The sequence below is a fragment of the uncultured Maricaulis sp. genome (genome assembly GCF_905480005.1).
Classification (GTDB): domain Bacteria; phylum Pseudomonadota; class Alphaproteobacteria; order Caulobacterales; family Maricaulaceae; genus Maricaulis.
On sequence record NZ_CAJQOO010000070.1, the window covers coordinates 1 to 4,872 of the forward strand.

Below are 4,872 nucleotides of genomic sequence, written 5' to 3' on the forward strand. Positions count from 1 at the left end.
ATTGGTCGCGGGGGCGGTTCTCTGCTATCTCCCCTGCCCGCCCGAAGCTGACGAGAAGTGACGCAATGCCTGCTGCCGACAAGAAAACCAAGGAAGCCCCCCGCGCCTGGCAGAGAATGATTTCCGGACGCAGGCTCGACCTGCTTGATCCGTCGCCCTTTGATGTCGAGATCGAGGATATCGCGCATGGCCTGGCGCGCGTGGCGCGCTGGAATGGGCAGACCAAGGGTGATCACGCCTTCTCCGTCGCCGAACACTCGGTCGTGGTGCTGGAAATCCTCGACTTTCTCTATCCGGAGCTCGAGCAGAAATGGCGTCTGGCGGCGCTCCTCCACGATGCTTCGGAATATGTGATCGGTGACATGATCAGCCCGTTCAAGGCCGCATTGGGCGTCAATTACCGCGAATTCGAGGACCGGCTCGAGGCGGCAATCCAGCTGCGCTTCGGCCTGCCGCCGAAACTGCCCGCCGAGGTCAAGCGCAAGATCAAGCGGGCCGATGTCATCTGCGCCTATTTCGAGGCGACCCAGATCGCCGGTTTCAGCCACGCCGAATCCGTGAAATTCTTTGGTCGTCCCCCGGCCGGACTGGAGATCGCGATCAAGCCGCTGCCTGTGAAGACTGCCCAGCAACTTTTCCTCGACGTCTTCGCCGAGGTCCTGGCCGAGCTCGAGGCCGGGTGATGGACAAGGCCGGCCAGTCTCTTTCTGTCGGCCTCAACGCGGTCATCCTGGCGGTTGATGGCGACGTCCCCCAAGTTCTGATCGTGCCGCAGCCGGGTGGCGGGCAAGCCCTGCCCTTCGGCCCCTTTGATCCCACCGAGCACCGCACGCTGGAGATCGGTCTGCGCCGCTGGGTGGACGAGCAGGCGCGCTTCCAGCTCGGCTATGTCGAGCAGCTCTACACTTTCGGCGATCGCGGCCGTGAAGCCCCGGTCGCGGCGATGACCGGGTCGGAGGATGACCGCATCATCTCGATCGGCTATCTCGCCCTGACCCCGGATGTATCCGACCCGCCCGAGGGCGGTGGCCAATGGCGCGCCTGGTATCGCTTCTTTCCCTGGGAAGACTGGCGCGAGGGCCGGCCGGAAATCATTGACCGCCAGATCCTGCCGCGCCTGTCCGCCTGGGCCGACGAGGCCGGTGGCCCAGGCCGCCGCGCCTCCTGTCATGACCGGATCAAGCAATGCTTCGGCCTCAATCCCGGCGGCTGGCAGGAGGGGCGGGCCCTGGATCGCTATGAGCTCCTGTATGAAGCCGGCCTGGTCGATGAAGCGGCCCGCGACGGTCAGACCGAGACCGAACTGGTTGCACCGGGACTGGGACAGGCCATGGCGTCGGACCATCGCCGCATCCTGGCGACCGCCATCTCGCGCCTGCGCGGCAAGATCAAATACCGACCGGTGATCTTCGAGCTCATGGAGGATGTCTTCACCCTGTCCGCCCTCCAGCAAGTGGTCGAGGCGGTGGTCGGCTATCGCCTGCACAAGCAGAATTTCCGCCGCGCCCTGGACCGGTCCGGCTTTGTTGACGGTACGGGCAAGGTCGAGAGCCGCACCGGTGGCCGTCCGGCCGAACTCTTCCGCTATCGCCGAGAAGCGCTGGCCGGCCTTCCCTCCCTGGGCCTGTCGACCCCGCGCCTGAAAGAGGGCTGAAACCGGTGTCGGACGCCGCAAGCGCCTCATCGCCGCGCCCCTTCGAGTACCGGCCGCCGCCCGCCGGGCCGCTGCCCGTCATCCACCAGGACGACCACATCCTGGTGCTCGACAAGCCCTCCGGCCTGCTCACCGTGCCGGGCAACCGGCCGGAGCGCGCCGATTGCCTGGAAGCGCGGGCGCGGACTGAATTCCCGACCGCGCGCATCATCCACCGGCTCGACATGGACACGTCCGGGGTGATCGTGCTGGCCCTGACGCCCTACGCCCAGGCTCATATCGGCAAGCAGTTCGAAAAGCGCCAGACCACGAAATCCTACATCGCCCGGGTCTGGGGCGAGCTGGCCGAGGATGGCGGCGAGATAGATCAGCCGATCATCACCGACTGGCCGAACCGTCCCAAACAGATGATCTGCCATGAGCGCGGCCGCCCGGCCCAGACCGGCTGGAGAATTCTGGAGCGCTCGCAGGGCGCAAGCCGCGTCCAGCTGGCGCCAAGGACCGGACGCTCCCACCAATTGCGCGTCCACATGGCCCATCTCGGCCACCCCATTCTCGGCGATAATCTCTACGCCCATGCCGACGCGCTGGCCGCGAGTGACCGGCTCTGCCTGCATGCCGAACGCCTGGGCTTTCGCCATCCTGACGGTGGTGCGACTGTCGCATTCGAGAGCAATCCGCCCTTCTAGTGCAGCTCAATTCGACAACTTGATCATGATCATTTGCAGCTGCGAGGTAAGTTTGCTGTTGCGCGCGAGGCGTGCTTCCGCATTAAATGCGATCTGAAATTAATTTCGTTGTTGGGGGACAACGTGCCTGAGCGTCTGAGTATAAGGGATTTTGTCCAGGCATTTCTGCTTTGCATTTCGGTTTGCTTCGCCCTTCTTGCCATCAAGTTTGAGCTGTTTGGTTGGGGCGGGGCCAGTGCCTGTATCATTCTGATGGTGGTCATTTTCAGCACTCGACAGAACCGAATTCGATGGCGCCTCATGATTCCGGCGATCGCGCTCGGCGGCCTCGGCTATAGCGCCGCCGCATCCGCAACAAGCGTCGCCACTTTCCTCTGACCCCTTGCGCAATGCTCAGGATGAGCATATACCGATCTCACGGTTAATCTCATTTCGAGCATAAGACCGCGTTCCCGGTGATGGCCCTCCCGCCATCGCCTCTTTTCAGACCCTAGATATGCTCGATTTGAGCAAAAGTGAGGGAAAAATGGACCGGATGAATATGGACGGCACGCTTGCGGGCTTAGATCAGGATCGGCCCGAACTGGCGTATACGGACGAGGTGAAAGCCGCCACGGACCACCTCTATGCCAAGGTCAGCCATGTCGTGACGCCGATGGAGTGGCCCGCCAAAGCCCCCCTCATCCACGCCATCAACCAGCTGAAAAAAGAAAAGAACGCGGTCATCCTGGCCCATAACTACATGACGGCCGATATTTTCCACTGCGTCGGCGACCTGATGGGCGACAGTCTCGCCCTGGCCCGCATGGCGGCGGAGAGCGACGCCGACATCATCGTCCAGGCCGGCGTCCACTTCATGGCCGAGACCGCCAAGGTCCTGGCACCGGAAAAGACTGTCCTCATCCCCGATACCCGGGCCGGCTGTTCGCTGGCGAGCTCGATCACGGGCGAGGATGTGCGCCGCATCAAGGCGGCCTATCCCGGCGTGCCGGTGGTGACCTATGTGAACACCTCGGCGGATGTGAAAGCGGAGTGCGATATCTGCTGCACCAGCTCGAATGCCGTGCAGGTGGTCGAGAGCCTTGGCAGCGATACCGTCATCCTCTTGCCCGACCAGTATCTGGCCAAGAATGTCGCCGCCCAGACCGATTTGAAAATCCTGACCTGGGCCGGCGCTTGTGAAGTCCACGAGCAATTCACGGCCCAGGACATCCAGGACCTGCGCGACGCTCATCCCGGCGTGGTCATCATCACCCATCCGGAGAGCCCGCTTAAGGTCGTCCAGGCCGCCGATTTCGCCGGCTCGACCGCCGCCATGGCCGACTGGGCCAAGGATTCAGGGGCCAAGAAAGCCGTCCTCCTGACCGAGTGCTCCATGAGCGACAATGTCGCCGCCGATGTCCCCGAGGTGGAATTCATCCGCCCCTGCAATCTGTGCCCGCACATGAAGCGGATCACGCTGGAAAACATCTATGACTGCCTGCGCCTGGAACAGCATGAAGTCACCGTCCCCGACGACGTGATCGAAGGCGCCCGCGCCTCCGTCCAGGCCATGCTCGACCTGCCCAAGCCGGACAAGCCTGCCAGCTTTGACCCGACCAAGCCGGAAAAGCGTGTGGATCTGGTGGCGATCTGATCCCCATGACCCGCCCCACCCTCATCTGTGGCGCTGGGATTGCCGGGCTCTGGGCAGCGCTGAAGCTCGCCCCGCGGCCGGTGGTTCTGCTCACCGGCGCACCGCTGGGTGAAGGCGCGGCATCGGGTTGGGCGCAGGGCGGGGTGTCTGCGGCCCTGGCGGCGGATGACAGTGCGGCGCTGCATGCGCATGACACGATTGCGGCCGGGGCCGGACTGGTCGACCGCGAGGCCGCGCTCGCCCTGGCCGAAGGCGCGGCGGCGGAAGTTGCAGAGCTGGCCGAGCTGGGCGCGCCGTTTGAGCGCGAGGGCGCGGACTGGTCGCTGTCCCGCGAGGCGGCGCATTCGCGGCCGCGGGTCGCAAGGGTAAAGGGCGATGGGGCCGGCGCGGCGATCATGGCGACGCTGATCGAGGCGGTTCGCGCGGCGGACCACATCGAGATCCGCGATGGCTGGAGAGCGGTCTCCTTGCTGGGCGATGCGAGCGCCTGCACAGGTGCGATCGCACAAGGCCCCGACGGTGAGATCGAAACCATCGACACCGACACCACCCTGCTCGCCATGGGCGGCGCAGGCGGCCTGTTCGCCCTGACCACCACACCGGCGATCGCGCAGGGCCAGGCCATGGCCATGGCAGCCCGTCTGGGCGCGGTGATCCGTGACCCCGAATTCGTGCAATTCCATCCGACCGCGCTCAATGCCGGCCTCGATCCGGCGCCCCTGTGCACCGAGGCGCTGCGCGGTGAAGGGGCGATCCTGGTCGACCAGACCGGTCATCGTTTCATGAAGGCGATCCACGATGATGCCGAACTGGCCCCGCGCGATGTGGTCGCCCGTGCCGTGCATCGCCAGAACGCGTCGGGAAAAGGCGCCTTCCTCGATTGCCGCGAGGCC

At 64.7% G+C, this 4,872-nt stretch carries 6 protein-coding genes; all 6 read left to right on the forward strand.

Annotation, left to right across the window (positions count from 1 at the left end):
* The first annotated feature begins 65 nt into the window (after nucleotides 1–65).
* Nucleotides 66–683 (forward strand): HD family hydrolase, encoded by a 618-nt coding sequence (locus QZ266_RS07390; protein ID WP_295693355.1) that lies wholly within the window; start codon nucleotides 66–68, stop codon nucleotides 681–683.
* Nucleotides 683–1,654 carry an NAD regulator gene (locus QZ266_RS07395; RefSeq protein WP_295693357.1) on the forward strand — a complete coding sequence of 324 codons (972 nt, stop codon included), beginning with the start codon at nucleotides 683–685 and terminating at the stop codon, nucleotides 1,652–1,654. Before QZ266_RS07390 ends, QZ266_RS07395 begins: the two co-directional genes overlap by 1 nt.
* A 5-nt stretch (nucleotides 1,655–1,659) precedes the next feature.
* Nucleotides 1,660–2,343 carry an RluA family pseudouridine synthase gene (locus QZ266_RS07400; RefSeq protein WP_295693360.1) on the forward strand — a complete coding sequence of 228 codons (684 nt, stop codon included), beginning with the start codon at nucleotides 1,660–1,662 and terminating at the stop codon, nucleotides 2,341–2,343.
* Nucleotides 2,344–2,466: 123 nt separating this feature from the next.
* Nucleotides 2,467–2,721 (forward strand): hypothetical protein, encoded by a 255-nt coding sequence (locus QZ266_RS07405; protein ID WP_295693363.1) that lies wholly within the window; start codon nucleotides 2,467–2,469, stop codon nucleotides 2,719–2,721.
* A gap of 118 nt (nucleotides 2,722–2,839) precedes the next feature.
* Nucleotides 2,840–3,979, forward strand: a complete 1,140-nt coding sequence (nadA, locus tag QZ266_RS07410) for a quinolinate synthase NadA (RefSeq protein ID WP_366523988.1) — start codon at nucleotides 2,840–2,842, stop codon at nucleotides 3,977–3,979.
* 5 nt (nucleotides 3,980–3,984) lie between these two features.
* Nucleotides 3,985–4,872: FAD-binding protein (locus QZ266_RS07415; protein WP_295693367.1), on the forward strand; the 888-nt coding region annotated here is incomplete at its 3' end.

What these genes read in the sequence shown, in the direction of transcription:
- QZ266_RS07390 (WP_295693355.1), top strand. Translation starts at nt 66, where the DNA reads ATGCCTGCTGCCGACAAGAAAACCAAGGAAGCCCCCCGCGCCTGGCAG.
- QZ266_RS07395 (WP_295693357.1), top strand. Translation starts at nt 683, where the DNA reads ATGGACAAGGCCGGCCAGTCTCTTTCTGTCGGCCTCAACGCGGTCATC.
- nadA (WP_366523988.1), top strand. Translation starts at nt 2,840, where the DNA reads ATGCTCGATTTGAGCAAAAGTGAGGGAAAAATGGACCGGATGAATATG.